The organism is Mesorhizobium sp. WSM3859 (genome assembly GCF_002295065.1).
In the GTDB taxonomy this organism is placed as follows: Bacteria; Pseudomonadota; Alphaproteobacteria; order Rhizobiales; family Rhizobiaceae; genus Mesorhizobium.
Genome location: NZ_NSGG01000018.1, coordinates 1 through 25,185, shown reverse-complemented (window position 1 = coordinate 25,185; position 25,185 = coordinate 1). Strand labels below are relative to the sequence as shown.

Sequence of the window (25,185 nt, the reverse complement as noted above, 5' to 3'; positions counted from 1 at the left end):
AGCTGCAATGGCGAGCCTCGAACAATATCACGCCAAGCGCGATTTCAGGAGAACCGCCGAGCCGGCCGGCAAGGTGAAACGCGGCAAGCAGGCCGGCGGCATCTTCGTGGTCCAGAAGCATGCCGCCACGCGGCTTCATTACGATTTCCGCCTGGAACACGACGGCGTGCTGTGGAGCTGGGCGGTTACGCGCGGCCCGAGCCTCGACCCGCATGAGAAGCGGCTAGCCGTGCATGTCGAGGATCACCCGATCGACTACGCTTCCTTCGAAGGCACCATACCGAAGGGCCAGTATGGCGGCGGCGCCGTCATCGTCTGGGACGAAGGCAGATGGGTGCCCGATGGCGATCCGGCCAAGGGCATGAAGAAAGGCCATATCGACTTCGAGCTCGAAGGCCACAAGCTCAACGGCCGCTGGCACTTGGTCAGGTTGAGGCCCCGCCCCGGCGAGAAGCGCGACAATTGGCTGCTGATCAAATCCGACGATGCCGCCGCCCGTCCTGGCGAGGACATCCTCGAAGAAGAACCGAAATCGGTGAAATCGGGCCTGACCATCGAGGAGGTCGGCGAAGGCAAGGCGGCCAAGGGGCAGACACCGAAGGTCTGGCAGTCCAACAGGCCGGCCGCCGGCAAGGCCAAGGCCGGCCAGGTCCGGAAGCTCGAATTCATCGAGCCGCAGCTGGCGACACTGGAGAAGGAAGCGCCGGCCGGCGACGACTGGCTGCATGAAGTGAAATTCGACGGCTATCGCATGCAGGCGCAGATCGAAGGCAGCGAGGTCAGGCTGCTCACCCGCGCCGGTCTCGACTGGACGGAAAAATTCGACGGGCCGGTCACGGCGGCGCTGGCCAAATTGAAATGCCGCGATGCGATTATCGACGGCGAGGTCGTGGTGCTTGCCGACAGCGGCGCGTCGTCCTTCCCGCTGCTGCAGGCGGACCTGTCGGCGCGCCGCGCCGACCGCTTCATCTATTATGTGTTCGATTCAATGCGCCTTGATGGTGAGGATCTGCGCCGTGAGCCGCTGGTCGAGCGCAAGCAGGCGCTGGCCGAGCTGCTGGGCCGGCAGCCCGAGGATTCGGCGCTGCGCTTCAGCGATCATTTCCACGAGCCCGGCAAGGTCATGCTGCAGCATGTCTGCCGCATGGGCCTGGAAGGCGTGGTGTCGAAGCGCGCCGACGCGCCTTATCGCAGCGGGCGGGGGCTCACCTGGATCAAGTCGAAATGCACGCTCAGGCAGGAATTCGTCATCGGCGGCTATCTGCCTTCGGACAAGACCGGGCGGGGCGTGCGCTCGCTTCTCGTCGGCTATTATGAAGGCGGCAAGCTCAATTACGCCGGCCGTGTCGGCACCGGCTTTTCCGGCAAGGTGATGACGGATCTGAAAAAGAAGCTCGATCGCCTCGAGGCGAAGACATCGCCCTTCTCGGCGGCGGTGCCGAAGGGCAAGGGGCTCACCTTCGTCAAGCCCGAGCTTGTCGGCGAGGTGGAGTTCCGCAGCTGGACATCCGACCGTATAATCCGCCACGCCTCGTTCCAGGGGCTGCGCGAGGACAAGCCGGCGGAGGAAGTCGTGGAGGAAAAGCCGAAGAAGGCCGGGAGCGAAGCCAAGCCGGGCGCAAAAGCGCCGTCAAAGCCCTCGGCCGGAACGGCAAAGACATCGATAAAGCTCTCGCATCCCGACAAGCTGTTGTGGCCCGACGAGAAGGTCTCGAAGCAGAACCTGCTAGAGCACTACGCGCTGGTGTGGCCGCGTATGGAACAATTCGTCGTCAACCGGCCGCTGAGCCTCGTGCGCGCGCCGGACGGCATCCACGGCCAGCGCTTCTTCCAGAAACACGCCTCGCCCGGCATGAGCGACAAGATCGCCAGAATGAAGGATCCGACGGATGGCGAGGAGATCCTCTACATCAAGGATTTCGACGGCCTTGCGGCGCTGGTCCAGTACGGCGTGGTCGAGGTCCATATCTGGGGCTCGACGATCGATGAGCTGGAAAAGCCGGATCAGATCATCTTCGACCTCGATCCGGACGAAGGCGTCGACGTCGGCCGGGTGCGCGAGGCGGCGCTCGACATCCGCAGGCAGCTCGACGAGCTGTCGCTGCCCAATCTGGTCAAGACCTCCGGCGGCAAGGGCTATCATGTGCTGGTGCCGCTGAAGCCCTCGGCGGAATGGGACGAGGTCAAGGATTTCGCGCACGACTTCGCCCGCGCGCTGGAGCAGGCCGCGCCCGACCGCTACACGGCGACTTTGTCCAAGAAGGCGCGTACCGGAAAGATCTTCGTCGACTATCTGCGCAACGGTCGCGGCTCGACCACGGTCGCGCCCTATTCCTCGCGCGCCAAGAGGGGCGCGACGATATCGATGCCGGTGACCTGGCCGGAGATCGAGAAGGGGCTGGCTCCGAATGCCTTCCCGCTTGGCGACGAGGCGACGCTGGCGCAGCTAAAGAAGGCCGATCCCTGGAAGGAATTCTTCAAGCTGGGGAAGGTGTTGAAAAGGGGGTGATTTTCAGCGTCGCGGGACAGCACCCCCCTCTGGCCTGCCGGCCATCTCCCCCGCAAGGGGGGAGATTGGCAGTTTTGGCGCCGCGCCATTCTTTCAACGGTGGAGATTGGCGAAATCGGCTGAGCGCTTAATCTCCCCCCTTGCGGGGGAGATGCCCGGCAGGGCAGAGGGGGGTGCCTCGCGCCAACATTGCGAGGCTGTTGTTTCTGCGCAGCCCTACGCCAGAAACACCTTCTCAAACTCCCGCTTTCCTCCGGGCGAAAACACCACGGCGCGGCTGTCCTTCTCGCGCCGTGCCCATTTCTCGGCGATGATCTTGTCGAGGATGGCCGCGCCCAGCGTGCCGGCGAGATGCGAGCGCCGCACGCTCCAGTCGAGGCAGGCCCGGCACACCGGCCGCCGCGCCTTGGCCTGGATCTCGATGCCGAGCGCGGAAAAATGCGCCGCGCCGGAGGATGACAGCCTGATTTCACTGTCCTCGCGCAGCAGAAGCTTCCTGTCGAACAGCCGGTCGAGTATGGCCACCGCCTGCTCGCCGGCAAGATGGTCGTAGCAGACCCGCGCCACGCGCATGGCCGCATCGCGCGGGCCGGGCCGCACCCGCTTCGGGCCGACCGCCTCGGCGACGCCGATGATCGCCTCGATCATGCCCGCCACCTGTGCGCTGGCAAGCCCGTAATAGCGGTGGCGGCCCTGGCTGGCCAAGGTCAGCAGCCCGCCATCCATCAGCTTGGACAGATGCGAGGAAGCGGTGGGCAGCGACACGCCGGCCTCCAGCGCCAGTTCCGACGCCGTCAGCGCCGTGCCGCCCATCAGCGCGTTCAGCATGTTGGCGCGGGCCGGGTCGCCGACCAGGCTGGCGATACGGGCGATGTCGGGTCCTTCACGCATGGTTCGATCACTATCGAAGCATTCCCGTCAAGGAAGCATTATTCTGCGACCATCTCAAGCAGCCCAGGCAAACACTCCTGACAGGAGAATGCCTAGCACCCAGGCGCCAGCGATGTTTCGATCACGGTCGAAGCATCGACGTGCGGAAGCCAACCGAGGAGACCGATATGACCATCACCTGCTTCATTCGCTACGAGATCGACCCGTTCGGCAAGGCGGCCTTCGAGCAATATGCGCGCGCCTGGGGCCAGGCCATTCCGCGCTGCGGCGCCGATCTGATCGGCTACTACGCGCCGCATGAAGGCTCCGCCACCACGGCTTACGCCGCCTACAATATCGAGAGCCTCGCCGCCTACGAGGCCTATCGCGCCCGGCTTGCCGCCGACCCGGCCGGCAAGGCAAATTACGAGTTCGCCAGGCGCGAGAAATTCATTCTCAAGGAAGATCGCGTCTTTCTGAAGCTGGTGTCGGGGCCGCATGGCCCGCGGCAGCTTTTCAAGACCGATGTAACGGTCAGGGAAGGAATTGAGGCATGATCGCAGTCATCTTCGAAGTGGAACCGGCCGAGGGCAAGCGCGATGCCTATCTCGGCATCGCCGCCGAACTCAGGCCGCTGCTCGAGAGCATCGACGGCTTCATCTCGGTCGAGCGCTTCCAGAGCCTGACCGATCCGAAGCGCGTGCTGTCGCTGTCCTTCTGGCGCGACGAGGAAGCGGTGAAAGCCTGGCGCAACACCGAGGAGCATCGCCAGGCGCAGCGGGCCGGGCGCGGCGGCATCTTTGCCGGCTACCGTCTGCGCATCGCCCAGGTCGTGCGCGATTATGGGCTGACGGAAAGGGCCGAAGCGCCCGAAGATAACCGCGCGGCGAACGGGTGAGCTTTCTTCCACGACAGGGGGAGAAGCGGGGAGGGCCTGCAATCACAAACCGGTGAAGCCTGTAACGAAGCGATCCGTCGCGGCGAAATGGGAGCATGACCCCGCTACGGAGATTGCTTCCCATGACCGGATTGAAGACAGGCCTGCTCGCCGGCGCGATGCTCGCCGCCACGATCGGCGCCGCGGCCGCCCAGCCGCTGACCGTGGTCGAACTGTTCACCAGTCAGGGCTGCTCGTCCTGCCCGCCGGCCAATGCCAACCTGATCAAGGTCAAGGACCAGCCGGGCGTGCTGGCGCTGTCGTTCAACGTCACCTATTGGGACTATCTCGGCTGGAAGGACACCTTTGGCCGCAAGGAATTCACCGATCGCCAGGTGACCTATGAGCCGCCGCTCGGCCGCGACGGACCGTTCACGCCGCAAGTGGTGGTGAACGGCAGTCATGACGCCGTGGGCGCGGCGCCGGGCGAGATCCAGGGCCTCATCGCCGAAAGCGGCCACACGCAAGGTCCGGAGCTTTCACTCGGCAAGGGCAAGGTCAGCATCGGCGCCGGCAAGGCGCCGGGCGGCGGCGCCGACATCTGGCTGGTGCGTTACAACAGAGGCGTCGTCGAGGTGCCGGTGGCGCGCGGCGAGAACACCGGCCGCACGCTGCCGCACGCCAATGTCGTGCATGCGCTGACAAAGCTCGGCAGCTGGAACGGCGAAGCGACGACGCTGCCGCTGCCGGCGGCTGACGGCGGCTTGGCCACCGCCGTGCTGGTGCAGGCGCCGCGCGGCGGACCGATTCTGGCCGCCGCCGCCAACTGATCTTTCTTTCCCCTTCGCGCGGGGCCGCATGGGCGGCAACGCTTCACCAAGGCCCGCATGCGCGCGCCAAAACCCAAGGAGACTATGTCATGACCAAGTTCCTCACGCTGCCGGCTCTGGCCTTCGCGCTTTCCGCCGCGGTCTTCGTGGCCGGCGCCCGCGCCGACGACACGACCAATGCGATGAAGCCCGCCAATGCGATGGCGACCGACACGATGAAACCGGCGACGGATGCCATGAAGCCTGCGGATGCGATGAAGCCGGCGACGGATGCGATGAAGCCCGATGCGATGAGCACCGAGGCGATGAAACCGGCCACGGATGCCATGAAGCCGGCGGATGCGATGAAGCCTGCAACCGACGCCATGAAGCCGGCGACGGACGCGATGAAGCCGGCGGATACGACTGCTCAGTAAGGCGAGCTCGGCACGCCCCCTCACCCGGATTGCCAAACCGAATTGCGAAGAGCAATTCGGGGCAATCCGACCTCTCCCCGAGGGGAGAGGAGGCGGTCGGCGCCGGCGCCTATCTCTTCTCCCCCCGGGGAGAAGGTGGCCGCGAAGCGGCCGGATGAGGGGGAGCGCCGGCGTTAGCCATTAGCCGCCGCACGGCAAAGTGAGAACCTACCTACGCCTTCCTTCGTGTATACTGAGACAACAGCAAGGAGATCAGACATGAACGGCATAAAGACAAAGGCCGCGCGGCGATCGCCATTTTTCGCGCGCGGCACTCTGGCCGCGCTTGGCCTTGCGACCGTTGCGGCTACCGCCCTGTGGCAGAGCCCGGCGCGTTCGGCCGAGGACGCGGTGGTGATCCCGCCGCCGGCAATGGACGAAAAGGCGGCGAGCGGCACCGAGAAGGCGGTCTTCGCCGGCGGCTGCTTCTGGGGCATGCAGGGCGTGTTCCAGCACGTCAAGGGCGTCAGCAAGGCGGTATCCGGCTATACAGGCGGCAGCGCCGAAAACGCCGTCTATGAGGTGGTCGGGACCGGCCGCACGGGCCACGCTGAATCGGTCGAGATCACCTTCGACCCGTCGAAGGTCACCTACGGACAGCTGCTGCAGGTCTATTTCTCGGTCGCGCACAACCCGACGCAGCTCAACTACCAGGGGCCGGATTCCGGCACCCAGTACCGCTCGACGATCTTCGCCGAAAATGACGAGCAGAAGAAGTTCGCCGAGAGCTACATCGCCCAGCTCGACAAGGCCAAGGTGTTTTCGAAGCCGATCGTCACCACGCTGGAAACCGGCAAGACCTTCTACCCGGCCGAGGATTACCATCAGGACTTCCTGACGCTGAACCCGACCTATCCCTATATCGTCTACAACGACCTGCCGAAGGTCGAGAATCTGAAGGCGCTGTTCCCGCAGCTTTACAGCGAGAAGCCGGTGCTGGTGCTGGCCTCCAGCAAGAGCTGAGAGACCTGTTTGGAAATTCTACTCCGGCGGCCATCTGCTGGCGGTTTCTGCGCTTCCGGTGCTCACGTACTTCAGTACGCTCCGCTCCGGTTCTCGAAACCACCACCATATGACTCGCCGGAACGAATTTCGAAACGGTCTCCGGGCCGGCCGGTTCCTGGCACAGACGGCATCCCTTCGGGATTGACCGGAACGCCCACTCAGTCGTCATCCACGGGCGGAGCAAGGAGCGAAGCGACGCGCGCAGACCCGAGGATCCATTCCGTGTCGCATGAGTGCTGCCGCGGTGCAGAATCCTGCTCCGCCGCACTCTTCGATCAAAGTCACGGAATGGATTCCAGGGTCTCCGCGACGCCGCTTCGCGGCTGCTCCGCCCTGGAATGACGAGGTTCAAGCGGCCTCTGCCAATCCCCGGCGCTTGCGCCGATTTCACGGACAGGAATGGTGAAAATCCTGCCCGCCGACAAACGGCGCCGCTCGCACTTTTCCTGGAGTGCTCCTGGCCCCGTCTGCCGTTTGAACCCATGGCCCTCGAAACCATCCACCCTTCGTTTTGCTGGCAGACGGAACGAAATGTGAAGCAGTTCATAGAGTTATACTTGACGCTGCAAAACATTGACGTTCGATCTGCTGCCGCCACATAATCATCGCCGTCACCCTTTCGAAAACTCTCTTTCAGCTGATCTGAGCCGTGCTTCCGGCGCGGGTTCTGTTGGCTGCAGCGATAGGTCCGCCATGCCGGCGCCGCATCGGCAGGAACTATAGATGGGGAGCAGCGACAATGGCCGTCAGCATAAAGGTTTCCGTCTACACCAATGGCGACGACGCCTTTGTCGCCTGGGCGCCGAGCGACTTCATCGCGGGATGCCGCGGTTTCCTGCTCGAGCGCGGCCGCAAGGTCGGCGCGACCGAGAAGATCGAGCCGGTGGAGAATCGCGTCGGCTTCACCAAGGACAGGCCGAAATCGGGCGACCACAGGCCCTCGGACGTCTGGCCGTTCCAGCGCTTCAACTGGACCGACCATGCGGCCGATGTCGGCAATGTCGTGCGTTACCGGGTCACCGCGATGACAAGCACGGGACCCGGCAAGCCGCTGACCAAGGGCGTTTCCAGCGACTGGACGGACTGGAAGACGCTTGCCACCGACGCAGGGGACGGCTTTTCCTGTTACTTCAACCGCGGGCTCGTGCTGTCGCAGTTCGTCGCCCGCTACATGGCCAAGAACAGGCTCACGCCCGCGGCCTTCAAGAAGAGCCTGCAGACCAAGGGCGACGCAAAATTCCGCGCTTTCCTGGAAGGCGATCTCGGCCTGCGCATGGTTGGGCTGACCCAAGGCGCCGGCGACGAGCTGCATGCCGCGCTCTACGAGCTCGGCGATGCGACGCTGGAGACGGCGCTGATCGGGCTCGGGCCGCGGCTACATCTCATCCTCGCCAATGGTTCCGATAAGGGCGGCGACGGCAACAAGGCGGCGCGCAAGAACGTCAACGACCACGGAATCGCGACCATCGACCGGATGCTGAAATCGAAAGGGCTCGGCCACAACAAGTTCGTCGTGGTGTCCAGGGATAACGTTCCCGAGATGGTATGGACGGGCAGCACCAACTGGAGCACCACTGGCCTGTGCACGCAGGTCAACAACGGGCTGCTGATCGAGGACGCGACGGTAGCGGCGCATTTCCGCAAGCATTGGGACCTGCTCAAGGATGCCTCGCCGCCGAAGACCGACCCCGCCAATTTCACGCCGGCGCTGATGGCCGACAACAACGCGCCTAAAACCTTCACGGTCGGGACGGCCAAGACGACCGTCTGGTTCACCCGCACCTCGAACAGGGCCGACATGGATGCGCTGCGCGAGGTCATCAGCTCGGCCAGGCAGGCGGTGCTGTTCCTGATGTTCACGCCGGGCAAGCAGGGGCTGCACACGCTTGCCGGAGAGCGGGCCAAGGAGAATGACATGTATGTGCGCGGCGTGGTCTCGACGCTGAGCGCGGACGAGGGTGGCACCGAGCAGAACTTCCTCGACATCGACCTGGTGAGCAGCGACCGAAAATTCACGCCCGACCGCTACGCGGTGGCGCAGCCGCAGGGCCTCGACGCGCCGCTTGGGCCGTGGATCGCCGAGGTCAACCGGCGGGAGTTCCTGTCGCAGATCGGCCACGCCATCGTGCACTCGAAGATACTCGTGACCGACCCGCACTCGAAGGACTGCGTTGTGGTGACCGGCACCCACAATTTCTCGGCGCCGGCGAGCCAGAAGAACGACGAGAACCTGGTCATTGTCCGCGGCCACCGCAAGCTCGCCGCCGCCTATGCCACCTATGCGATGTCGGTCTACAGCCACTATCGCTACCGCTCCTACATCCGCGAGATGCGGGCTGAGGGCAAGACGCCCTGGAGCTATCTCGACGACGACGACCAGTGGGCTGAAGACGGAGCTCCGGACCAAGGCGCAGGAGATCGCGTTCTGGACGGAGCAGGGGTAGTCCTTCTCCCCGTTCCCACGGGGAGAAGGTGCCCGAAGGGCGGATGAGGGCAGCGCCGGCGTTTGTAGTTGGCAGCCGCGAGCCGTCATTGGTCGAAGGAATGCGGTAGGCTTTGCCTGACAGGTTTGCGCTGCCCCTCATTGCCCTGCCGGGCATTTCTCCCCGTATAGTGACGGGGGGAAAGACGCCGTCATCGGCCGCGTCGTCAATTGTCGATGCTGTCGCCTGTCGGCCCACTGTCCAGAACTGTCAGGAGCCGCATCGATTTGCCGTTTGCCTTGAGCGGCATCCGACCTATATGAGGTCACATTTTCCAGCCGGCCGTATTTCAGCATGTCATCCATCATCTCGATCTCCGGTGTCACGAAAACCTATGCCACCGGCTTCAAGGCATTGAAGGAAATCAACCTCGACATCGAGCGCGGCGAGATCTTCGCGCTGCTCGGGCCGAACGGCGCCGGCAAGACGACGCTGATCTCGATCGTCTGCGGCATCGTCAACCGCTCGTCGGGCAGCGTCACCGTGGACGGTCATGACATCAGCAAGGATTACCGCGCCGCGCGCAGCCTGATCGGGCTTGTGCCGCAGGAACTCACCATCGACGCTTTCGAGACGGTCTGGGCGACGGTGAACTATAGCCGCGGCCTGTTCGGCAAGCCGCCCAACAAGGACTTCGTCGAGAAGGTGCTGCGCGACCTCTCACTCTGGGAGAAGAAGGATTCCAAGGCGATCACACTGTCGGGCGGCATGAAGCGCCGGCTGATGATCGCCAAGGCGCTGTCGCACGAGCCGCGCGTGCTGTTCCTCGACGAGCCGACGGCCGGCGTCGATGTCGAGCTGCGCCAGGACATGTGGGCGATGGTCAGGCGGCTGCGCGAGGACGGTGTCACCATCCTCCTCACCACCCATTACATCGAGGAAGCCGAGGCGATGGCCGACCGCGTCGGCGTCATCAACAAGGGCGAGATCATCCTGGTCGAGGGCAAGGCCGAGCTGATGCGCAAGCTCGGCCGCAAGCAGATGAAGCTGGAGCTGCGCGCGCCGCTTGCGGCCCTGCCGGAGAGCCTGTCGCGCTATGCGCTGGAGCTGTCCGCCGACGGCAACCAGCTCACCTACACCTATGACAACCAGAGCGACCGTCCGGGCGTCGCCTCGCTGATCCGCGACCTGGAGGCGGCCGGCGTCCAGTTCCGCGACCTCGACACCAAGAACAGCTCGCTCGAAGAGATCTTCGTCAGTCTCCTGAGGCAAGAGCCATGAACCTGCGCGCGGCCCCTAATTTTCGTGCTGCCCCTAATTTCCGTGCTGTATGGGCGATCTACCGGGTGGAGATGGCGCGTGCCTTCCGCACGGTGCTGCAGAGCATCATCTCGCCGGTGATCTCGACATCGCTCTATTTCGTCGTCTTCGGCTCGGCCATCGGCTCGCGCATCAACGAGATCGACGGCATCGCCTACGGCGCCTTTATCGTGCCCGGCCTGATGATGCTGTCGCTCTTGACGCAGTCGATCTCCAACGCGTCCTTCGCCATCTACTTTCCGAAATTCGTCGGCTCGATCTACGAGCTTTTGTCGGCGCCGGTTTCCTATCTGGAGATCATCATAGCCTATGTCGGGGGCGCGGCGACCAAGTCGATAATGCTCGGCTTGATCATCCTCGCCACCGCCGCGCTGTTCGTGCCGCTCAGGATCGAGCATCCGTTCTGGATGATCGCCTTCCTGGTGCTGACCGCGGTGACCTTCAGCCTGTTCGGCTTCATCATCGGCATCTGGGCGAAGACCTTCGAGCAGCTGCAGCTGGTGCCGCTCCTGATCGTCACGCCGCTCACCTTCCTCGGCGGCAGCTTCTATTCGATCCACATGCTTCCGGGCATCTGGAAGACGATCACCCTGTTCAACCCGGTCGTCTACCTGATCAGCGGGTTCCGCTGGAGTTTTTACGGCAAGGCGGATGTTTCCGTCGGCGTCAGCCTCGGCATGACGCTGGTGTTCTTGGCCATCTGCATCGCGATCGTGGCGTGGATATTCAAGACGGGATATCGGCTGAGGAACTGACGGAACTCGGCTTCCTCGCCCCACGAAAGTGGGGAGAGGTGGCCCGGCGAAGCCGGGACGGAGAGGGGCCTGCGCCGACGGGTGGAATCTCGTTGTGCGGTAGCCCCTGTTCTTCAGATCAAGGCTTATGTCGCACCCCTTTCGCGCCGGATTTTCCCGTCGCGGATGTCGCCCCCTCTCCGTCTCGGGCTTCGCCCGAGCCACCTCTCCCCCGCTTTGCGGGGGCGAGGAAGAGGCTTGCCTCAGATCGCCTTGGTCAGGCGCAGCAGCCCCAGCATCTCCACGAAGGTCCCTTTCCGGAACGCGATATAGGTCGGTTCCTCGACACCGTGGAAGCGGCGTTTGAACGCCGCCTGGCCCTGCAGGTTGAAGCGCGAGCGGTTGACCCAGGGCGAGTTGTAGGCGCGCTGGAAGGCGTTGCGCCAGAAATCCGATTCGGCGAAGCCGCTGGGCTCCATGTCGAGCAGCGGCGAGAGGCCGAGGGTCACCATCGAGATGCCCTCCTCACGGAAGCGGTCGACGGCGAATTTTGTCAGCCCGACCTCGGCATGCGGCGTGGCGTCGATCTGCTTGCGCTTGAAGGCGGTGGTGTAGCCGAAGACCTTGCCGTCGCGAAACAGCGGGTCGAAATCCAGGATGGCGAGAAGCCGGCCTTCGGGACTGTGCAGCAGGAAGCGGCGCATGTCGGCGCCCAGCTGGCTGGAAAAGCGACGGTTCAGGAAGCCCATCTCCCAGCGCTTGATGATGCGTTTTTTGCGCCAGTCGGCGGAAAGCTGCTTGATCTCCTCGAGCAGCACGTCTCCCGTGCCCTCGGTGAGGACAAAGCCCTTCTTCGTCAGCCAGCGCTCGGAATAGCGCACGGTCTCGTTGCGCTTGCCCGAAAAATCATGCTCCGGCAAAAGCAGCCTGGTGTCGACGCCGAGCCGGTTTACCTGGTAGCCGAGACCGGCGAGCACCTTGGCGGTGTCGGCGCCGATCTGCACGAACCAGGGGCTGCCGGCCGTCTCGACAAAGCGCTTGATATAGGCCGGGCGGTCGGCCGGGTCGGCCACCGGATCGCCCAGCGCGAAATGACGGCTCATCTTGGTGCCGAAGGCGATGTAGCCGTCGCCGTCGCTGAAATAGGACAGCTTCTTCTGCACGGCCGTGGAATAGGCGATCGAGAAATCGCCATGGCGGCGCACCAGCGCCAGGCGCTCCTCATCGCTCAATTCGCGCCGCGGAACCTTGGGCGCCCCGGCATCGAGAAGCCTGTCGAAATAGATGCGCAGGGGCGCCATGAGCTCCGCGTGCCAAGAAGTGATGACCTGCCGCCCTCAGGTCGCGAATCGCTGGCGACCGCTGCCGGCCACGTCGCGCCAGCGATATAGGATGCAATTGACGGCGAATGAAGGGCAAACGTCCGAAAGCGACTGGTCTGGCCATCGGACGTGTAAAGGCGTCCCGCGAGCATTGATTTGACTTTTTCATGCGCAGGCGGGTCGCATGCCTCAATGGCAGACGACGTCGGGGAGGCTTGCGCCGCTCCCCGAACGTTCGCGATCCTTCGCGCCCCTCCGTCCTGCCGGACATCTCCTCCACGAGGGGGGAGATTGGCAGCCTCCGCGCCGTCTCTAAACCGCGATCTTGCCGCCGCCCTGCTTGGTGATCGCAACGACCGACGGCCGCACCGGCATGTCCGGCTTGAAGTCCGGCCAGCGGGTCGACGGATCCTCGTAATAGGACGGGCGGCCGAATCCTTCCCAGTCCTCGCCGCCGTCACCCGGATGCTGGACGGCGACGAAAGCCGTCTGGTCGTCCGGCGCGAACAGCGGGCCGCACATCTCGGCGCCGATCGGCACGCGGAAGAACAGCTTTGATGTCGCCCGCGCCGGGCCTTCGGTGTCCACCGCCCACAGGCCGTCGGTGCGGCCGGTGGCCTTCGGACCCTGGCCGTCGGTGGCGACCCACAGGCGCCCGGCGGAATCGACGGCGCAATTGTCCGGCATGCCGAACCAGCCATGGGCGGTGGTCGCGGTCGAGAAGGTAGCGCCGACATCGGCGACCGACGGATCGCCGCATTTCAACAGCACTTCCCACTTGCCCTTGGTGGCGGCGAAGTCGCGGCCCTCCTCGACGATCTCGATGATGTGGCCGAAGGCGTTGGAAGCACGCGGGTTGGCGGCGTCGACCTGCTCGGCCTTGCGCTTGGAATTGTTGGTCAGCATGACATAGACCTTGCCGTTGCCGGCATTGGGCTGGATGTCCTCCGGCCGGTCCATCTTGGTGGCGCCGAGCAGGTCTGCGGCGCGCCGCGTCTCGATGAGAACGTCGGCCTGGGATGCAAAGCCGTTCTCCGCCGTCAGCGGGCCTTGGCCAAAGACGATCGGCATCCATTCGATCGAGCCGTCCTCGGCGAACTTCGCCACATGCAGCGTGCCGTCGTCGAGCAGGTTCATGTTGGCCGCGCGGTCATCGGGATTGAACTTGCCAGCGGTCACGAACTTGTAGACATAGTCGAAGCGCTCGTCGTCGCCGAGATAGAAGACGACGCGGCCGTCCCTGGCGACGATCGACTCCGCACCCTCGTGCTTGAACCGGCCCATGGCGGTGCGCTTCCTCGGGACCGAGTTCGGATCGTTGACGTCGACCTCGACGATCCAGCCGAAGCGGTTGGGCTCGTTCGGCTCCTTGGCGAGGTTGAAGCGGTCGTAATGTGCGCCCCACTCATAGGCGCCTTCCGGAATGCCGAGTCGCTTGTAATTGGCGGCTTCCTTGTGGCCTTCCGGCAGCCCGCCCGAGAAATAGCCATGGATGTTCTCCTCGGCCATCACATAGGTGCCCCAGGGCGTGACGCCGCCGGCGCAATTGTTCATCGTGCCGATGACCTTGGTGCCGGACGGATCGGCATTGGTCTTGAGGCGGTCATGGCCGGCGGCGGGGCCGGAAATCGCCATCTCGGTGGTCGACATGATGCGGCGGTTGAGCTTGCCGTCGCGCACCACCTGCCATTTGCCGCCTTCCTTGCGGATCTCGACGATGGTGCCGCCATGCGCCGCCATCTCGATATCGACCTGCTCCTTCGAGAGCGGCGCGACCTCGGCCTTCTTCTTCCCGTCCTTCTCGACGATCGAAACGATGCCGGGGAACATCAGATGCGGATTGGTGTATTCGTGGTTGACGACCAGCAGGCCATGCTCGGCCGAGCCGTCGATCGGGATGTAGCCGACATAGTCATTGTTGTAGCCAAACTGTTTGGCCTGGGCTGCGGCCGACTGCGTCAGCGGATCGAACTCCGGCGAATCGGCAAACAGCGGATCGCCCCAGCGCAGCAGCACGTCGGCATCATAGCCGGGCGCGACATGGTGCTTCTCATCGATACCGGCTTCGAGCTCGTCGAAGTTGAAGGCCGAGGCCTCGGCGGCGCGCGCTTCGTCGGCGGCGACGAGCGCCAGCGGGCTGACGGTGGCGGCGATGGCCGAGACGGCCAGCGAACCCATGAGAAAACCGCGGCGCGAGAAGCGCGCGGCGATGATCTCGCCCATGGTGCGGTTGTCGGTCGGGTTGACGGGCGGGCCGTCATTCTCCTCGAGCTGGCTGGTGCGGAAGCGGGTCTCAGGGGTCATGGTCATAGGCTGTTCCTCTGGCTTCTTGAGGTGGCTGGGGTTTTGACCTTTCGACCCCTAAAGCGCGCCGATCACATTTTCGTGACATCTGCCGTGATCAAACCGCAAGACTGGTTTGTCGGCTGAGCGGCGGCTGGCCGGCTTCAATCCCTGACGCGCACGGGGGATCGGCCGCGATCGGCTTGACGGCTTCGCCCGCTTCGGAAACAAGGGCTGCGGCCGGCGTGGCGACGGCGCTTCAGAGGGGGATGGCAGGTGAGTTTCTGGGGACTGGCGCAGCTCGGCATTTCGACCGTGATGTTCCTGCTGGCAGCCATGGCGGCCAAGCAATGGGGATTGGCGCCGAACCTGGCCAAGCTCGTCTTGACGCTGGCGTTCTATACCGCCGGCAACCTGATCATGCTGAGGCTGGTGCGCGAATTCGGCATGTCGGTGTCGTTCAGCCTGTCGGCGGTTATCCAGCTCGTGGCGGTCAATGTCGTGGCGATCGCCTTTTTCGGCGAACGGCTCAATGCTTTCCAGGCGACCGGCATGGTGCTGGCGATCGCCGCCGTCGCCCTGATCACGCTCGGGCACTATATGCAGCGGCTATAGGGCAAGGCTCGAATGAGATCTGTCGCCAACGCGCTGCTCAACAAAATGGAATTCCCGGTGCTGCTGGCCGGGCTGGTCATCGCTGGCGGGTTGTGGGGTTTTGAAGAATTGATGGAAGTGGCGCGCGCCACGACGCCGCACGCCTTCGACACCGAGATCCTGCTTGCCTTCCGTCATGCCGGGCAGCCGGACAGCCCGATCGGCCCGCTTTGGCTGCAGGGCGCGGTGCGTGACGTCACCGCGCTCGGCAGCACAACTGTGCTAGTATTGATCACGACTGCGGCCATCCTGTACCTGCTGTTGATCCGCAGGCCGGCGACGGCACTCTTCGTCTTCGTCGCCATAGCCGGCGGGCAGGTGCTTTCCAGCCTGCTGAAGTTCGAGGTCGACCGACCTCGGCCCGATCTCGTCTCGCATCTGGTTACCGAGACGTCACTGTCCTTTCCAAGCGGCCACGCCATGCTATCGGCGGTGACCTATCTGACGCTCGGCTCGCTGGCCGCGCGTTTCCTGCCGGACCGCAGGACGAAGATATTCGTGCTTTGCCTTGCCGTGCTCACCACCGTGCTGGTCGGCGCCAGCCGCGTCTATCTCGGCGTGCACTGGCCGTCCGACGTGCTTGCCGGCTGGTGCGCGGGCTTCGCCTGGGCCATGCTGTGCTGGCTCGCGGCACGCCTGCTGCAGCGGCGCAAAGTGGTGGCCGAAAGCGACATCGATGGCTGAAGCATTTAAAATGATGCTTGAGACATTGTAATATTTAAAATATACATCTTTCGTATCTTCAGAAACAGGTTCTGGCCGATGATCACTGCCGCACAGATGCGCGCCGCGCGGGCGTTGACCGGCATCGACCAGAAGACGCTCGCCGAGCGTGCCGGAGTTTCGCTTCCGACGATCCAGCGCATGGAAGCGAGCGAACGGGGTCGTCAGGGGCGTGGTCGACACACTGATGAAGGTCATCCAGGCGCTCGACGCGGTCGGCGTGGAGCTGATTGGCGAGAACCAGGCCAGCGGGCGCGGCGGCAGAGGCGTGCGCCTCAAGGCCGCCGCGGCGCAGAACCCGCAAGGGTAAAGCGCTGCCAGGCGGCGGGGTGAACGCCGGTCCAATCCCGATAGACGCCGTTTCCGCCGCGACCGATCTCAGTCAGTCATAAGCGCCGCGACTTCGCCCTCGCCCATCAGCGGCACGAAGATGGTCGCCTTGCCGTCCGTGCCGATGTCGGCGCTGCCCGGCTTGAACTTCGTCACCGCTTCCGGCTTGCCGCCGGGCTTGTAGCTGTAAAGCGTGCCGGTCATGTAGGCGGTGGCGTAGATGGTGTCGCCTATGGCGATGACGCCGTCGAGATCGGCGAAGTTTTGAGCGCCGGGCAGCGGCGTGATCGTCTTCGTGGCGAGGTCGACCGACAGCAATCCGCCGGGCTCGGCGGTGCTGAAATCGGCCTTGTTGATGCCCTTCCCCCACGACGCGACGATCAGCCTGTCGCCATCGGCGAAGACGCCATTGGGCGAAGCAAGCAACGGGTCCTTGACGAACAACTCCGGCTTGTCGCCATCGATCCGGTAGATCGTGTCGGCCAGCATGTCGCTCACATAGACCTTGCCAGCGCTGTCCTGCGTCATATCGTTGAGGAAGACAGAGCCCGGCACGTCGATGGTCTCGATCAGCTTGCCGCTGGCGAGATCGACGACGCGCACCTTGGTGATGTCAGCGGCGTAGAGCTTGCCGCCGGCGATCGCCATGCCCTTGGGCGCGTCCATGCCGTCCACCCAGCGGCGCGCGATGACCTTGCCGTCCATCGACAGCAGCGACAAATAGCCATTGCCGTCCGCCGCGCCGGGATTGCCGGCAATGTTCGAGACGACAATGCGGTTGTGGGCGGCGTCGACAAGCGCGGATTCCGGCTGCTCGAAACCGGTGCTACGCCAGAGCTCGCCGGCCTGCGCGACAGACAGGGCCGCAACGGCGATGATGGTTGAGGCGATCAGACGTTTCATGAGTGCTCTCCTGTGATGACGAAGGAGAGCTAGGATTTTCGATACTTCTCGGAAAGCAGGAATGAGGCTAGTATCGCGCTCCGATACCAAACCGCACGAAAGAGGCGCAGTCCATGAACGGTCCGATCTTCGAGGCGCTGAAACGCACGCTGAAGGCCAAGGGCCTGACCTACCGGACGCTGGCCGAGCGCATGGGCGTTTCCGAGCCGACGGTGAAGCGGATATTCCATGAGCGGAACTGCAAGCTCGACCGGCTGATGGAGATCTGCGCCGCGGCCGATGTCGAGCTGGAGAACGTGCTCGGCGCGATGAACCGCGGGCCGGGCCCGGCCAACCGCGTTTCGCCGGAGATCGAGCGCCGGCTGGCGGCGCGACCGGCGCTGCTTTTCGTCTTCATCATGCTGTCGGAGAAATTCACGCCCGAGGGCATCATGCGCTCGCAAGGCCTTAGCGAAGCCTCGATGTTCCTCTATCTGCGCGATCTCGAGGAGCTCGGGCTGGTGACGCTGGGGCGCGGTCTTTCGGCAAGGCTGCTGGTCGACACGCCGATCCAGTGGGATTTCGAGGGGCCGCTGAAGCCGCATTTCGAGATGACCAACAAGAATTTTGTCGGCTGGGCGCTCGGCCATATGGAGCATGCCGCGACCTTCATCAGCTTTTCCCGGCGCATGCGGCCGCAAACGGCCGAGATGCTGCGCCGCGAGGCCGACGAGCTCGCCGAACGCGCCAGGCTGCTTGCCCATCACGACCAGCACACCACGCCGGAGGAACAGCTCACCGGCTACAAATGGACCTTTGCCTTCGGGGCGACACCGTTTCCGGCGATCATGCCGATCGGGCCGCATCCGCGCGACGCCGGCGCCCAGGCCGCCGCTCCTGCAAAGGGACGCCGCCCCTTGCCGGCCTGACCATTCATCTTGAGCAGGATTGCATCTGGCGGTCGAGCTTGTCGCGCGCCGCTCCGTCGGCGCGGATCGCCGCCGGTGACGCCGACCGTCGGGATAGAATAGAAATCCGGCATCAACATTCATGATAGAATTCACGCACTGATTTGCCGGACAGTGGTGGGGCGGGTTTGCCGAATGCGAAATCGAAGTGATCCAATGCCGACCGCGCCAACACTCGAACTTCGCCGCTATTCGCGCCTGCAAAAATTGCGGGAGCGCGCAGAGCGGCAAGGTGCTGGATTGCAGTTCTGGGCACGTACCGCATCGCTCGCCGCGATCTTCTGCTTTTTTTCATTGATCAGTCGCTGGGATGCCGCGCTGCTCTTCGTGCTGGCGGGCCTCGTGCTGTTCCAACTCGTCGGCCTGATCCAGTTTCTCTTTGAGCGCCGCCCCACGGCGCCATGGTGGATCGGTTACCTGGTCGGCACGCTGGACATCATCCTGTTGACCGTTCTGCTGGTCACGCCCAACCCGTTTTCCCCGGAGGTCACGCCGGCTGCGATGCAACTGCGCGAGGGTAGCTTCAAATACCTGCTGATTTTCGTATGCCTTGGCGCGCTGACCCTTTCGCCACGATTGGCGCTCTATCTCGGCGCGCTCGCCGCCTTCACTTGGGCGACTGGCGTGGGATGGGTGATCCTTGATCCGGGAACCGTCATTCCGGCGACGAACCTCTATTCGCTGCCGATAGCAGAGCGACTGAACCTCTATCTCAATCCCAATTTCGTCGATACGTTCACGCAGGCGACCAACGTGTTGGTTGTGTTGATCATCGGCGCGATCATGGCGCTGGTCGTCTCCCGTTCACGGCGTCTCTCGGAAGACTATGTCAAGGCGGAGCGCGCCCGCGCCAATCTCGCCCGGCATTTTTCGCCCAATGTGGTCGACCAGCTCGCCACGGATGACGAGCCCTTCGGCCCCGTCCGCCGGCAGGATATCGCGGTGCTGTTCGCCGACATCGTCGGCTTCACACACTATTCCGAGGATAATCCGGCCGAAGCAGTGTTCGAACTTTTGCGTCAGTTCCACCGCCGGATGGAGCAGGTCGTCTTCGATCACCATGGCACCGTGGACAACTATATCGGCGATTGCATCATGGCGACATTCGGAGTTCCGCAGACCAGCCATGACGACGCGACCCGGGCCATCAAGTGCGCTGAAGCGATAGTCGCCGCTGTCGAAGCATGGAATGTGCAGCGTGTGTCCAGGGGATACCCGCCGCTGGACGTTCGTATCGGTGCGCAATATGGCGCAGTCGTCATCGGCGCGGTCGGCAGCGAGCGTAATCTGTCCTTCGCGGTGGTCGGCGACACCGTCAATGTCGCCAGCCGTTTGCAGGCGCTCTGCCGCGAGCTTCGGGCGAATATCTGCTTTGGGTCACGACTGATAGAGGCCGCAAAGGCGGAATCGCCCACGACACAGTTGAATGCGCGCGATCATGGGCCGGTCAGCGTCCGCGGTCGGGACGAACCGGTCCATGTCTGGGTCGAGCACAGAGCCGAGGACCAAGGCGCTGTTGCGGTTTCAGCCTGATACAGGCCGCCATGCGAAAAGCCTGCACGTCGTCCGGATAGCAGTAGCTCCCGCCATAGGGGCATGTCCTGACCCAGGCCGAAAGCCATCACGTGCACGAGCGCCGTGATCAGGCCGCCTTCGCTTCTTCCTGCGGCGCAGCGATGTCGTCGCGCGCCTTGCGGGCGAGCCTTTTGGCCGAGCGTTTCGGGCTGTCGCCGAAGAGCTCCGCGGCATCGGCGAGGCAGGCCTTGGTCAGGCTCTTTTCGGAGCGCTTCAACAGCTTGCGCAGAAGCTTCGTTTCATCGGCGGGGCCGAGCGGCTCGCCCTCGGCGTCGAGCAGCGCGCGCATGACGAAGACGTCGTGCAATTCGCCGAGCTGCTCGCCGAGTCTGTCGACCGCCTTGCGTCGCGCCTTGATCGGCGTCGGCCACAAGCGGCCGAGCAAGGACAGATGCATCGAGTGCGTCTTGGCCGCCTTGCGCAGATCGTGAAAATCGTCGGCTTCGCCGCGCGACTGCGCCTTGTCCAGCGCCTTCTTCGCCCGCCGCAAGGTGGTGCGGGCGCCGTCGGCCAGGATGTCGGCCGCCTGTTCCGGCTGGTCGGGCAGCGCCAGCCGGTCGATGCGCTCCAGGCCTTCCCGGCAGGCGGCCACGGCCGCATTGATGGCGGCGTCGAGGTCCGGGCCGGCGTGGAGCTCGTGCTGGCGCAGCACCAGCCGTTCGCGCACGGAATCGAGGCCGCCGACCGATTGCTCCGCAAAGGCATCGGCGAGACGATCGACGGTCTCGATCAAAGCGGTCGCCTCGCGCGGGCCGGCGAGCAGCGCCGAGACTTGCTTATAACATTCGTTCTCGGTCTGGCAGAACGGTTCGTCTCCGGAACGAACCAAGCGCAGCAAGGCCCGCACGCTCTTCAGCCGCTTGCGGCATTTGTGCAGGCCCTGCTCCGGCTTCTCGCGCGCGGTCTCGAGATGGCCGATGGCCTTGCCGATCTCGTCGGCCAATATGCGCCTGACCTCGCCGGTCAGCGGCAAGCGCGGATCGATGCGGAAGCTCATGCGGCGATCTCCGGAATCCCCCCGAGGGCCAGCGAAGCGTTATAGAACCTCGACTCGCCGGTGACCTCGCGACCGAGCCAGTCGGGCAGCATTTCGTCAGATACGTCCTCCGGCGTCTCCAACTCCGCGATCACCAAACCCGCGAGCTTGCCGCCGAAAACATCGACTTCATAGAGATAGCCGCGGTGTCTAACATGGTGGCGTGTCTTCTCGATGACACGTCCGATGGCAAAGGCCATCAATTCCTCGGCCTCGGCAAGCGGGATCGAATATTCGAATTCGTCGCGCTCGCGCGCCCTGTCGCCGAACTTCAGCGTCAGCTCGGCGGAGCGTCCGTCGCTGATGCGCACGCGCACGGTGCGACCGGGCTGGGCGGCGACATAGAACTGGCGAATGCGGATCTCCGCCTCGACCTCGTCGCGCCAGGCGGAACTGGAGACCAGGAACTTGCGCTCGACTTCCTTGCCCATGGCCGCGCACTAAAGCCTGTAGGGGCCGGGAAGGCAAGCCGGTTCAAAGGTCAAATTTGACTTTAATCAATCGATTGATTAAAGTTGCGACATGAAGAAGCAACTGGACTCAAAAAGGCAGCAGCGCGAGGCCACCACCGCCGAGCAGACGCGCGCGGCGCTGGTGCAAGCGGCGCTCAAGCTGTTCGGGCGGCAGGGTTTCGACGGCACCTCGACACGCCAGATCGCGGCGGAAGCCAAGGCCAATATCGGCTCGATCGCCTATCATTTCGGCGGCAAGGAAGGCCTGCGCGCCGCCGCCGCCGACTTCATCGTCGAAACCATCCAGGGCATCGCCGGCCAGGCGCTGGGCGGTGCCCAGGCGGCCGCCCCGGCAAATCCGGAAGCCGCGAGAGCACAGCTCTTCGCCGCGCTGGAGCGGATGGTGGGCTTCGTCGTCGTCAGTCCGCAGGCGGGCGAGATCGTACAATTCGTACTTCGCGAGCTCTCGCACCCGACCGCCGCGCTCGACCGCATCTATGCCGGCGTGTTCGAGCCGACGCATCGCCGGCTGTGCCAGATCTGGGAACAGGCGACCGGCGAGCCGGCCGAGAGCGAGGCAACCCGGCTCACCGTTTTCACGTTGATCGGCCAGGTCATCTATTTCCGCATCGGCCGCGAAGCGGTGATGCGTCGCATGGGTTGGCGCGAGATCGGCGACGAAGAGGCCGCCATGGTGGTGGCGGCCACGACCGACAACCTCAGGGCAATGCTGGCGGCGCGCAGGCCGGCCGCCGGCAAGAAGGGCAAATCATGAGCTTTCTCTGTTCGTTGCCGCTCGCGGCCCAGCTGTTCGGCGCCTGCGCGCCGGCCGCACCTTTGGCCGTCGGCTATGTCGAGGGCGAATATGTGCTGATGGCGCCGATCGAAGTGGCCCAGGTGGCGACGGTTACGGTGAGGCGCGGCGACCGCGTCGAGACCGGCGCGGCCGTGGCGACGCTCGAGGATGCCGACGCGAGGATCGAGGTGGCGCAGGCCGAGGCCGCGCTCGCCCAGGCGCAGGCGCAGCTTGCCGACCTGCAGGTCGGCAAGCGTCCCGAGGAAATCGCCGTGCTGAGGGCCGAGGTCGACATGGCGAAAGCCCAGGCCGCCGACGCCAAGCGCAAATATGACCGCGCCAGCGACCTCTACAAGCGCGGCACCGGCACACAGGCCGACTACGACACCGCCTCGGCCTCGCTGGAGACGGCCAATGCCCAGGTCGGTCAGGCGGAAGCCAATCTCGCCGTCGGCAACCTGCCGGCGCGGACTGAAACCATCAAGGCCGCCGACAACCAGGTCAAGCAGGCGCAGTCGGCCCTGCGGCAGGCTGAGTGGCGGCTGTCGAAGCGGGTGCTGACCGCGCCCTCGCCCGGACGCGTCAACGACGTGATCCGCAATCCCGGCGACACCGCCGGGCCGACGGCGCCGGTGATCTCGATCCTGCCGGACGGCGCCGTGAAGCTCAGTGTCTATGTCCCCGAAAGCGCGTTCTCGTCGGTCAAGGTCGGCACCGGACTCAATGTCCACTGCGACGGCTGCGGGACGGGATTGAAGGCGCGCGTCAGCTATGTCTCGCCCGATCCGGAATTCACCCCACCGGTGATCTACTCGCTCGAGAACCGGCAGAAGCTGGTCTATCTCGTCGAGGCGCGGCCGGAGGGCGATGCCGGGCCGCTGCAGCCCGGCCAGATCGTCGATGTCGATCTCGCGGATCTCGGGCAATGAATGCCATCGACGTCCACGGCCTCGTCAAGCGCTTCGGCGACAAGACTGTCGTCGACCATGTGACGATGACGGTCGCCGAAGGCGAGATCGTCGGCTTCCTCGGGCCGAACGGCTCGGGCAAGACGACGACCATCCGCATCATGTGCGGGCTGCTTACGCCCGACGAGGGCAACGGCACGGTGCTGGGCTTCGACATCCGCACCGACGCGCTCAGGATCAAGCGCGAAGTCGGCTACATGACGCAGAAATTCTCGTTCTACGAGGATCTGACGATCGGCGAGAATCTTGAATTCGTGGCGCGGCTCTACCGGCTGAAGCCGGTCGAGCAATATGTGGCGAGGACGCTGGAAGAGCTCGGCCTGGCGAGCCGCCGCAACCAGCTGGCCGGCACGCTTTCCGGCGGCTGGAAGCAGCGGCTGGCGCTGGCGGCCTGCATCATGCACAAGCCGAAGCTGCTGCTGCTCGACGAACCGACGGCCGGCGTCGACCCGAAGGCGCGGCGCGAGTTCTGGGACGAGATCCATCGCCTCGCCGGCGGCGGTCTGACGGTGCTCGTCTCCACCCACTACATGGACGAGGCCGAGCGCTGCCACCGCATCAGCTACATCTCCTATGGCAAGATGCTTGCCAGCGGCACGGTCGACGAAGTGGTGAGGAATGCCGGGCTGACCACGTTCGTGCTGCATGGGCCGCGGCTCGACCAGGTGGCCGCGGCGCTGCAAGGGCGGCCGGCCGTCGACCAGGTGGCGCCGTTCGGCGCGACGCTGCATGTCGTGGGCTCCGACAAGGCGGCGCTGGAGAAGGCGCTTGCCGTCGTCGAGAAGGAGCACAAGGACGTGACGGTGACGCCGGGCGAGACCAGCCTCGAGGATGTGTTCATCCAGTTCATGTCCGGCTCGAAGGACAATATGGCATGAACGCGATCTTCTCCTTCGCCAGGCTGGGCGCGCTGCTCATCAAGGAGTTCATCCAGATGCGGCGCGACCGCATCACCTTCGCCATGATGCTGGGCGTGCCGCTGATGCAGCTCGTGCTGTTCGGCTTTGCGATCAACAACGACCCGAAGAGCCTGCCGGCCGCGCTTGTGGCGACCAGCAGCGATCCCTACACGCGGGCGATGGTCTCGGCGCTGCAGACCACCGGCTACTACCGCTTCGACCATGTGGCGCAAAGTGCGGCGCAAGCCGAGTTCCTGATGGCGCGGGGCGACGTCTCCTTCGTCGTCACCATTCCCGCCGATTTCGCGCACCGGGTGGAGCGCGGCGACAATCCGCAGATCCTGATCGAGGCCGACGCCACCGACCCGTCCGTCGCCAGCGGCGCCATCTCCACGCTCAGCACCGTTGCCGGCCAGGCGCTGCTCAGAGCCCAGGGCACCCAGGACGCGGCCAGGGAAGCGGCGCGCGGCCAGCTCGATGTCGTAGTGCACCGGCGCTACAATCCGGAAGGCGTCTCGCAATACAACATCGTGCCCGGCCTGCTCGGCGTCATCCTGCAGATGACCATGGTGATGATGACGGCCATGGCGCTGACCCGGGAAACCGAGCGCGGCACGATGGAAAACCTGCTCGCCATGCCCTCGAGCCCACTGGAGATCATGCTGGGCAAGGTGCTGCCTTACCTTGTGGTCGGCGCCGTGCAGGTGGTGGTGGTGCTGGTGGCGGCGAAGCTCCTGTTCGGCATCCCCTTCGTCGGCAGCCTGACGCTGCTGCTCTCCTCGGTGCTGGTCTTCGTGCTTTCGCTGGTGCTGCTCGGCTATACGATCTCGACCATGGCCCGCTCGCAGATGCAGGCCATGCAGCTGACCTTCTTCTTCTTCCTGCCTTCGCTGCTGCTCTCCGGCTTCATGTTCCCCTATCGCGGCATGCCGGGCTGGGCGCAGGCCTTTGGCGAGATCTTCCCGCTGACGCATTTCCTGCGCATCACCCGCGCGGTCATGCTGAAGGGCGCCGAGCTGCCGGCGGTGGCGACGGAAATCGGCTGGCTGGCGGTGTTCGTGGCGCTGTTTGCCGGCGTGGCCCTGGTGCGGTTCAGGCGGACTTTGGACTGAAATCACGGAAGATACCCTGCGCGCACAAAAGCCGAAGGCTGGCGGGACAGCGCCCCCTCTGGCCTGCCGGCCATCTCCCCCACAAGGGCATAGGCGCTAAGATAGGCATTGCAGTGCGGAATCGGTTGTGATTCTACGCTGGGGATGACACACGAATCGCTT

Annotated in this window: 24 protein-coding genes and 1 pseudogene; 18 read left to right on the top strand and 7 right to left on the bottom strand. The window is 64.5% G+C overall.

Going from position 1 to position 25,185, the window contains the following annotated elements; all coding sequences use genetic code 11:
• Positions 1 to 7 precede the first annotated feature (7 nt).
• On the top strand, positions 8 to 2,509 hold the full coding sequence (gene ligD, locus CK230_RS28270; RefSeq protein ID WP_095820100.1) for a DNA ligase D: 2,502 nt from the start codon (positions 8 to 10) through the stop codon (positions 2,507 to 2,509).
• 216 nt (positions 2,510 to 2,725) lie between these two features.
• Here ligD and CK230_RS28265 read toward each other — a convergent pair whose 3' ends face one another.
• Positions 2,726 to 3,400 carry a winged helix-turn-helix domain-containing protein gene (locus tag CK230_RS28265; RefSeq protein ID WP_095820099.1) on the bottom strand — a complete coding sequence of 225 codons (675 nt, stop codon included), beginning with the start codon at positions 3,398 to 3,400 and terminating at the stop codon, positions 2,726 to 2,728.
• Between the two features lie 167 nt (positions 3,401 to 3,567).
• Here CK230_RS28265 and CK230_RS28260 point away from each other — a divergent pair, with 167 nt between their 5' ends.
• The 8 genes from CK230_RS28260 (at position 3,568) to CK230_RS28225 (ending at position 11,044) form a co-directional block, all read left to right on the top strand.
• Positions 3,568 to 3,936 carry an NIPSNAP family protein gene (locus tag CK230_RS28260; protein WP_095820098.1) on the top strand — a complete coding sequence of 123 codons (369 nt, stop codon included), beginning with the start codon at positions 3,568 to 3,570 and terminating at the stop codon, positions 3,934 to 3,936.
• Entirely contained in the window at positions 3,933 to 4,277 is a 345-nt protein-coding gene (locus CK230_RS28255) for an antibiotic biosynthesis monooxygenase (RefSeq protein ID WP_095820097.1), read from the top strand. Before CK230_RS28260 ends, CK230_RS28255 begins: the two co-directional genes overlap by 4 nt.
• A gap of 122 nt (positions 4,278 to 4,399) precedes the next feature.
• Positions 4,400 to 5,086: a DUF1223 domain-containing protein gene (locus tag CK230_RS28250; protein ID WP_095820096.1), complete on the top strand. Its 687-nt coding sequence runs from the start codon at positions 4,400 to 4,402 to the stop codon at positions 5,084 to 5,086.
• Positions 5,087 to 5,175: 89 nt separating this feature from the next.
• Positions 5,176 to 5,502 carry a hypothetical protein gene (locus CK230_RS28245; RefSeq protein WP_095820095.1) on the top strand — a complete coding sequence of 109 codons (327 nt, stop codon included), beginning with the start codon at positions 5,176 to 5,178 and terminating at the stop codon, positions 5,500 to 5,502.
• A gap of 258 nt (positions 5,503 to 5,760) precedes the next feature.
• Positions 5,761 to 6,504: a peptide-methionine (S)-S-oxide reductase MsrA gene (msrA, locus tag CK230_RS28240; RefSeq protein WP_095820094.1), complete on the top strand. Its 744-nt coding sequence runs from the start codon at positions 5,761 to 5,763 to the stop codon at positions 6,502 to 6,504.
• 781 nt (positions 6,505 to 7,285) lie between these two features.
• Complete coding sequence (locus CK230_RS28235) at positions 7,286 to 9,037, top strand: phospholipase D-like domain-containing protein (RefSeq protein ID WP_095820093.1); 1,752 nt, start codon at positions 7,286 to 7,288, stop codon at positions 9,035 to 9,037.
• Positions 9,038 to 9,323: 286 nt separating this feature from the next.
• On the top strand, positions 9,324 to 10,250 hold the full coding sequence (locus CK230_RS28230; protein WP_095820092.1) for an ABC transporter ATP-binding protein: 927 nt from the start codon (positions 9,324 to 9,326) through the stop codon (positions 10,248 to 10,250).
• Positions 10,247 to 11,044: an ABC transporter permease gene (locus CK230_RS28225; RefSeq protein WP_095820091.1), complete on the top strand. Its 798-nt coding sequence runs from the start codon at positions 10,247 to 10,249 to the stop codon at positions 11,042 to 11,044. The genes CK230_RS28230 and CK230_RS28225 overlap by 4 nt, the downstream gene beginning before the upstream one ends.
• A gap of 242 nt (positions 11,045 to 11,286) precedes the next feature.
• Here the strand turns inward: CK230_RS28225 and CK230_RS28220 are convergent, their stop codons facing one another.
• Both CK230_RS28220 and CK230_RS28215 read right to left on the bottom strand, forming a co-directional pair.
• On the bottom strand, positions 11,287 to 12,324 hold the full coding sequence (locus tag CK230_RS28220; protein ID WP_095820090.1) for a phosphatidylglycerol lysyltransferase domain-containing protein: 1,038 nt from the start codon (positions 12,322 to 12,324) through the stop codon (positions 11,287 to 11,289).
• Between the two features lie 333 nt (positions 12,325 to 12,657).
• The gene (locus CK230_RS28215; RefSeq protein WP_095820089.1) at positions 12,658 to 14,655 is read right to left on the bottom strand and encodes a PhoX family phosphatase; all 1,998 of its coding nucleotides are present in this window, start codon (positions 14,653 to 14,655) and stop codon (positions 12,658 to 12,660) included.
• Between the two features lie 249 nt (positions 14,656 to 14,904).
• On the opposite strand from CK230_RS28215, the gene CK230_RS28210 reads away from it, so the two are divergent.
• Both CK230_RS28210 and CK230_RS28205 read left to right on the top strand, forming a co-directional pair.
• A complete protein-coding gene (locus tag CK230_RS28210) occupies positions 14,905 to 15,243 on the top strand; it encodes a hypothetical protein (RefSeq protein WP_095820088.1) in 339 nt (112 codons plus the stop codon).
• Between the two features lie 12 nt (positions 15,244 to 15,255).
• Positions 15,256 to 15,966, top strand: a complete 711-nt coding sequence (locus tag CK230_RS28205; RefSeq protein ID WP_095820087.1) for a phosphatase PAP2 family protein — start codon at positions 15,256 to 15,258, stop codon at positions 15,964 to 15,966.
• Between the two features lie 5 nt (positions 15,967 to 15,971).
• Here CK230_RS28205 and CK230_RS33835 read toward each other — a convergent pair whose 3' ends face one another.
• Positions 15,972 to 16,148, bottom strand: coding sequence for a hypothetical protein (locus CK230_RS33835; protein WP_245430082.1), 177 nt, complete (start codon positions 16,146 to 16,148; stop codon positions 15,972 to 15,974).
• Here CK230_RS33835 and CK230_RS28200 point away from each other — a divergent pair.
• Positions 16,063 to 16,315, top strand: a pseudogene (locus CK230_RS28200) (helix-turn-helix transcriptional regulator). The gene CK230_RS33835 and the pseudogene CK230_RS28200 overlap by 86 nt on opposite strands.
• 68 nt (positions 16,316 to 16,383) lie before the next feature.
• On the opposite strand, the gene CK230_RS28195 reads toward CK230_RS28200, so the two are convergent.
• Entirely contained in the window at positions 16,384 to 17,238 is an 855-nt protein-coding gene (locus CK230_RS28195; protein ID WP_095820086.1) for an ATP/GTP-binding protein, read from the bottom strand.
• A gap of 113 nt (positions 17,239 to 17,351) precedes the next feature.
• Between CK230_RS28195 and CK230_RS28190 the strand changes: the two genes are divergently transcribed.
• Together CK230_RS28190 and CK230_RS28185 are read left to right on the top strand one after the other, a co-directional pair.
• Positions 17,352 to 18,146, top strand: a complete 795-nt coding sequence (locus CK230_RS28190; protein WP_095820085.1) for a helix-turn-helix transcriptional regulator — start codon at positions 17,352 to 17,354, stop codon at positions 18,144 to 18,146.
• 195 nt (positions 18,147 to 18,341) lie between these two features.
• Complete coding sequence (locus CK230_RS28185) at positions 18,342 to 19,718, top strand: adenylate/guanylate cyclase domain-containing protein (protein WP_095820084.1); 1,377 nt, start codon at positions 18,342 to 18,344, stop codon at positions 19,716 to 19,718.
• A 109-nt stretch (positions 19,719 to 19,827) separates the two neighbouring features.
• Here the strand turns inward: CK230_RS28185 and CK230_RS28180 are convergent, their stop codons facing one another.
• Positions 19,828 to 20,757 carry a CHAD domain-containing protein gene (locus CK230_RS28180; RefSeq protein ID WP_095820083.1) on the bottom strand — a complete coding sequence of 310 codons (930 nt, stop codon included), beginning with the start codon at positions 20,755 to 20,757 and terminating at the stop codon, positions 19,828 to 19,830.
• A complete protein-coding gene (locus tag CK230_RS28175) occupies positions 20,754 to 21,227 on the bottom strand; it encodes a CYTH domain-containing protein (RefSeq protein ID WP_095820082.1) in 474 nt (157 codons plus the stop codon). The genes CK230_RS28180 and CK230_RS28175 overlap by 4 nt, the downstream gene beginning before the upstream one ends.
• Positions 21,228 to 21,318: 91 nt before the next feature.
• Between CK230_RS28175 and CK230_RS28170 the strand changes: the two genes are divergently transcribed.
• The 4 genes from CK230_RS28170 to CK230_RS28155 are packed head-to-tail and all read left to right on the top strand — an operon-like array spanning position 21,319 to position 25,023.
• Positions 21,319 to 22,023: a DUF1956 domain-containing protein gene (locus CK230_RS28170; RefSeq protein ID WP_095820081.1), complete on the top strand. Its 705-nt coding sequence runs from the start codon at positions 21,319 to 21,321 to the stop codon at positions 22,021 to 22,023.
• Positions 22,020 to 22,973, top strand: a complete 954-nt coding sequence (locus tag CK230_RS28165) for an HlyD family efflux transporter periplasmic adaptor subunit (RefSeq protein WP_095820080.1) — start codon at positions 22,020 to 22,022, stop codon at positions 22,971 to 22,973. The genes CK230_RS28170 and CK230_RS28165 overlap by 4 nt, the downstream gene beginning before the upstream one ends.
• Positions 22,970 to 23,890, top strand: coding sequence for an ABC transporter ATP-binding protein (locus CK230_RS28160; protein WP_095820079.1), 921 nt, complete (start codon positions 22,970 to 22,972; stop codon positions 23,888 to 23,890). The genes CK230_RS28165 and CK230_RS28160 overlap by 4 nt, the downstream gene beginning before the upstream one ends.
• Positions 23,887 to 25,023, top strand: a complete 1,137-nt coding sequence (locus tag CK230_RS28155; protein WP_095820078.1) for an ABC transporter permease — start codon at positions 23,887 to 23,889, stop codon at positions 25,021 to 25,023. The genes CK230_RS28160 and CK230_RS28155 overlap by 4 nt, the downstream gene beginning before the upstream one ends.
• Positions 25,024 to 25,185 lie beyond the last annotated feature (162 nt).

Excerpts from the sequence above, each read along its gene's own strand:
- ligD (WP_095820100.1), top strand. The coding sequence starts at position 8 with ATGGCGAGCCTCGAACAATATCACGCCAAGCGCGATTTCAGGAGAACC.
- CK230_RS28265 (WP_095820099.1), bottom strand. The coding sequence starts at position 3,400 with ATGCGTGAAGGACCCGACATCGCCCGTATCGCCAGCCTGGTCGGCGAC.
- CK230_RS28260 (WP_095820098.1), top strand. The coding sequence starts at position 3,568 with ATGACCATCACCTGCTTCATTCGCTACGAGATCGACCCGTTCGGCAAG.
- CK230_RS28255 (WP_095820097.1), top strand. The coding sequence starts at position 3,933 with ATGATCGCAGTCATCTTCGAAGTGGAACCGGCCGAGGGCAAGCGCGAT.
- CK230_RS28250 (WP_095820096.1), top strand. The coding sequence starts at position 4,400 with ATGACCGGATTGAAGACAGGCCTGCTCGCCGGCGCGATGCTCGCCGCC.
- CK230_RS28245 (WP_095820095.1), top strand. The coding sequence starts at position 5,176 with ATGACCAAGTTCCTCACGCTGCCGGCTCTGGCCTTCGCGCTTTCCGCC.
- msrA (WP_095820094.1), top strand. The coding sequence starts at position 5,761 with ATGAACGGCATAAAGACAAAGGCCGCGCGGCGATCGCCATTTTTCGCG.
- CK230_RS28235 (WP_095820093.1), top strand. The coding sequence starts at position 7,286 with ATGGCCGTCAGCATAAAGGTTTCCGTCTACACCAATGGCGACGACGCC.
- CK230_RS28230 (WP_095820092.1), top strand. The coding sequence starts at position 9,324 with ATGTCATCCATCATCTCGATCTCCGGTGTCACGAAAACCTATGCCACC.
- CK230_RS28225 (WP_095820091.1), top strand. The coding sequence starts at position 10,247 with ATGAACCTGCGCGCGGCCCCTAATTTTCGTGCTGCCCCTAATTTCCGT.
- CK230_RS28220 (WP_095820090.1), bottom strand. The coding sequence starts at position 12,324 with ATGGCGCCCCTGCGCATCTATTTCGACAGGCTTCTCGATGCCGGGGCG.
- CK230_RS28215 (WP_095820089.1), bottom strand. The coding sequence starts at position 14,655 with ATGACCATGACCCCTGAGACCCGCTTCCGCACCAGCCAGCTCGAGGAG.
- CK230_RS28205 (WP_095820087.1), top strand. The coding sequence starts at position 15,256 with ATGAGATCTGTCGCCAACGCGCTGCTCAACAAAATGGAATTCCCGGTG.
- CK230_RS33835 (WP_245430082.1), bottom strand. The coding sequence starts at position 16,148 with ATGCGCTGGATCGTCGGAAGCGAAACTCCGGCACGCTCGGCGAGCGTC.
- CK230_RS28195 (WP_095820086.1), bottom strand. The coding sequence starts at position 17,238 with ATGAAACGTCTGATCGCCTCAACCATCATCGCCGTTGCGGCCCTGTCT.
- CK230_RS28190 (WP_095820085.1), top strand. The coding sequence starts at position 17,352 with ATGAACGGTCCGATCTTCGAGGCGCTGAAACGCACGCTGAAGGCCAAG.
- CK230_RS28185 (WP_095820084.1), top strand. The coding sequence starts at position 18,342 with ATGCCGACCGCGCCAACACTCGAACTTCGCCGCTATTCGCGCCTGCAA.
- CK230_RS28180 (WP_095820083.1), bottom strand. The coding sequence starts at position 20,757 with ATGAGCTTCCGCATCGATCCGCGCTTGCCGCTGACCGGCGAGGTCAGG.
- CK230_RS28175 (WP_095820082.1), bottom strand. The coding sequence starts at position 21,227 with ATGGGCAAGGAAGTCGAGCGCAAGTTCCTGGTCTCCAGTTCCGCCTGG.
- CK230_RS28170 (WP_095820081.1), top strand. The coding sequence starts at position 21,319 with ATGAAGAAGCAACTGGACTCAAAAAGGCAGCAGCGCGAGGCCACCACC.
- CK230_RS28165 (WP_095820080.1), top strand. The coding sequence starts at position 22,020 with ATGAGCTTTCTCTGTTCGTTGCCGCTCGCGGCCCAGCTGTTCGGCGCC.
- CK230_RS28160 (WP_095820079.1), top strand. The coding sequence starts at position 22,970 with ATGAATGCCATCGACGTCCACGGCCTCGTCAAGCGCTTCGGCGACAAG.
- CK230_RS28155 (WP_095820078.1), top strand. The coding sequence starts at position 23,887 with ATGAACGCGATCTTCTCCTTCGCCAGGCTGGGCGCGCTGCTCATCAAG.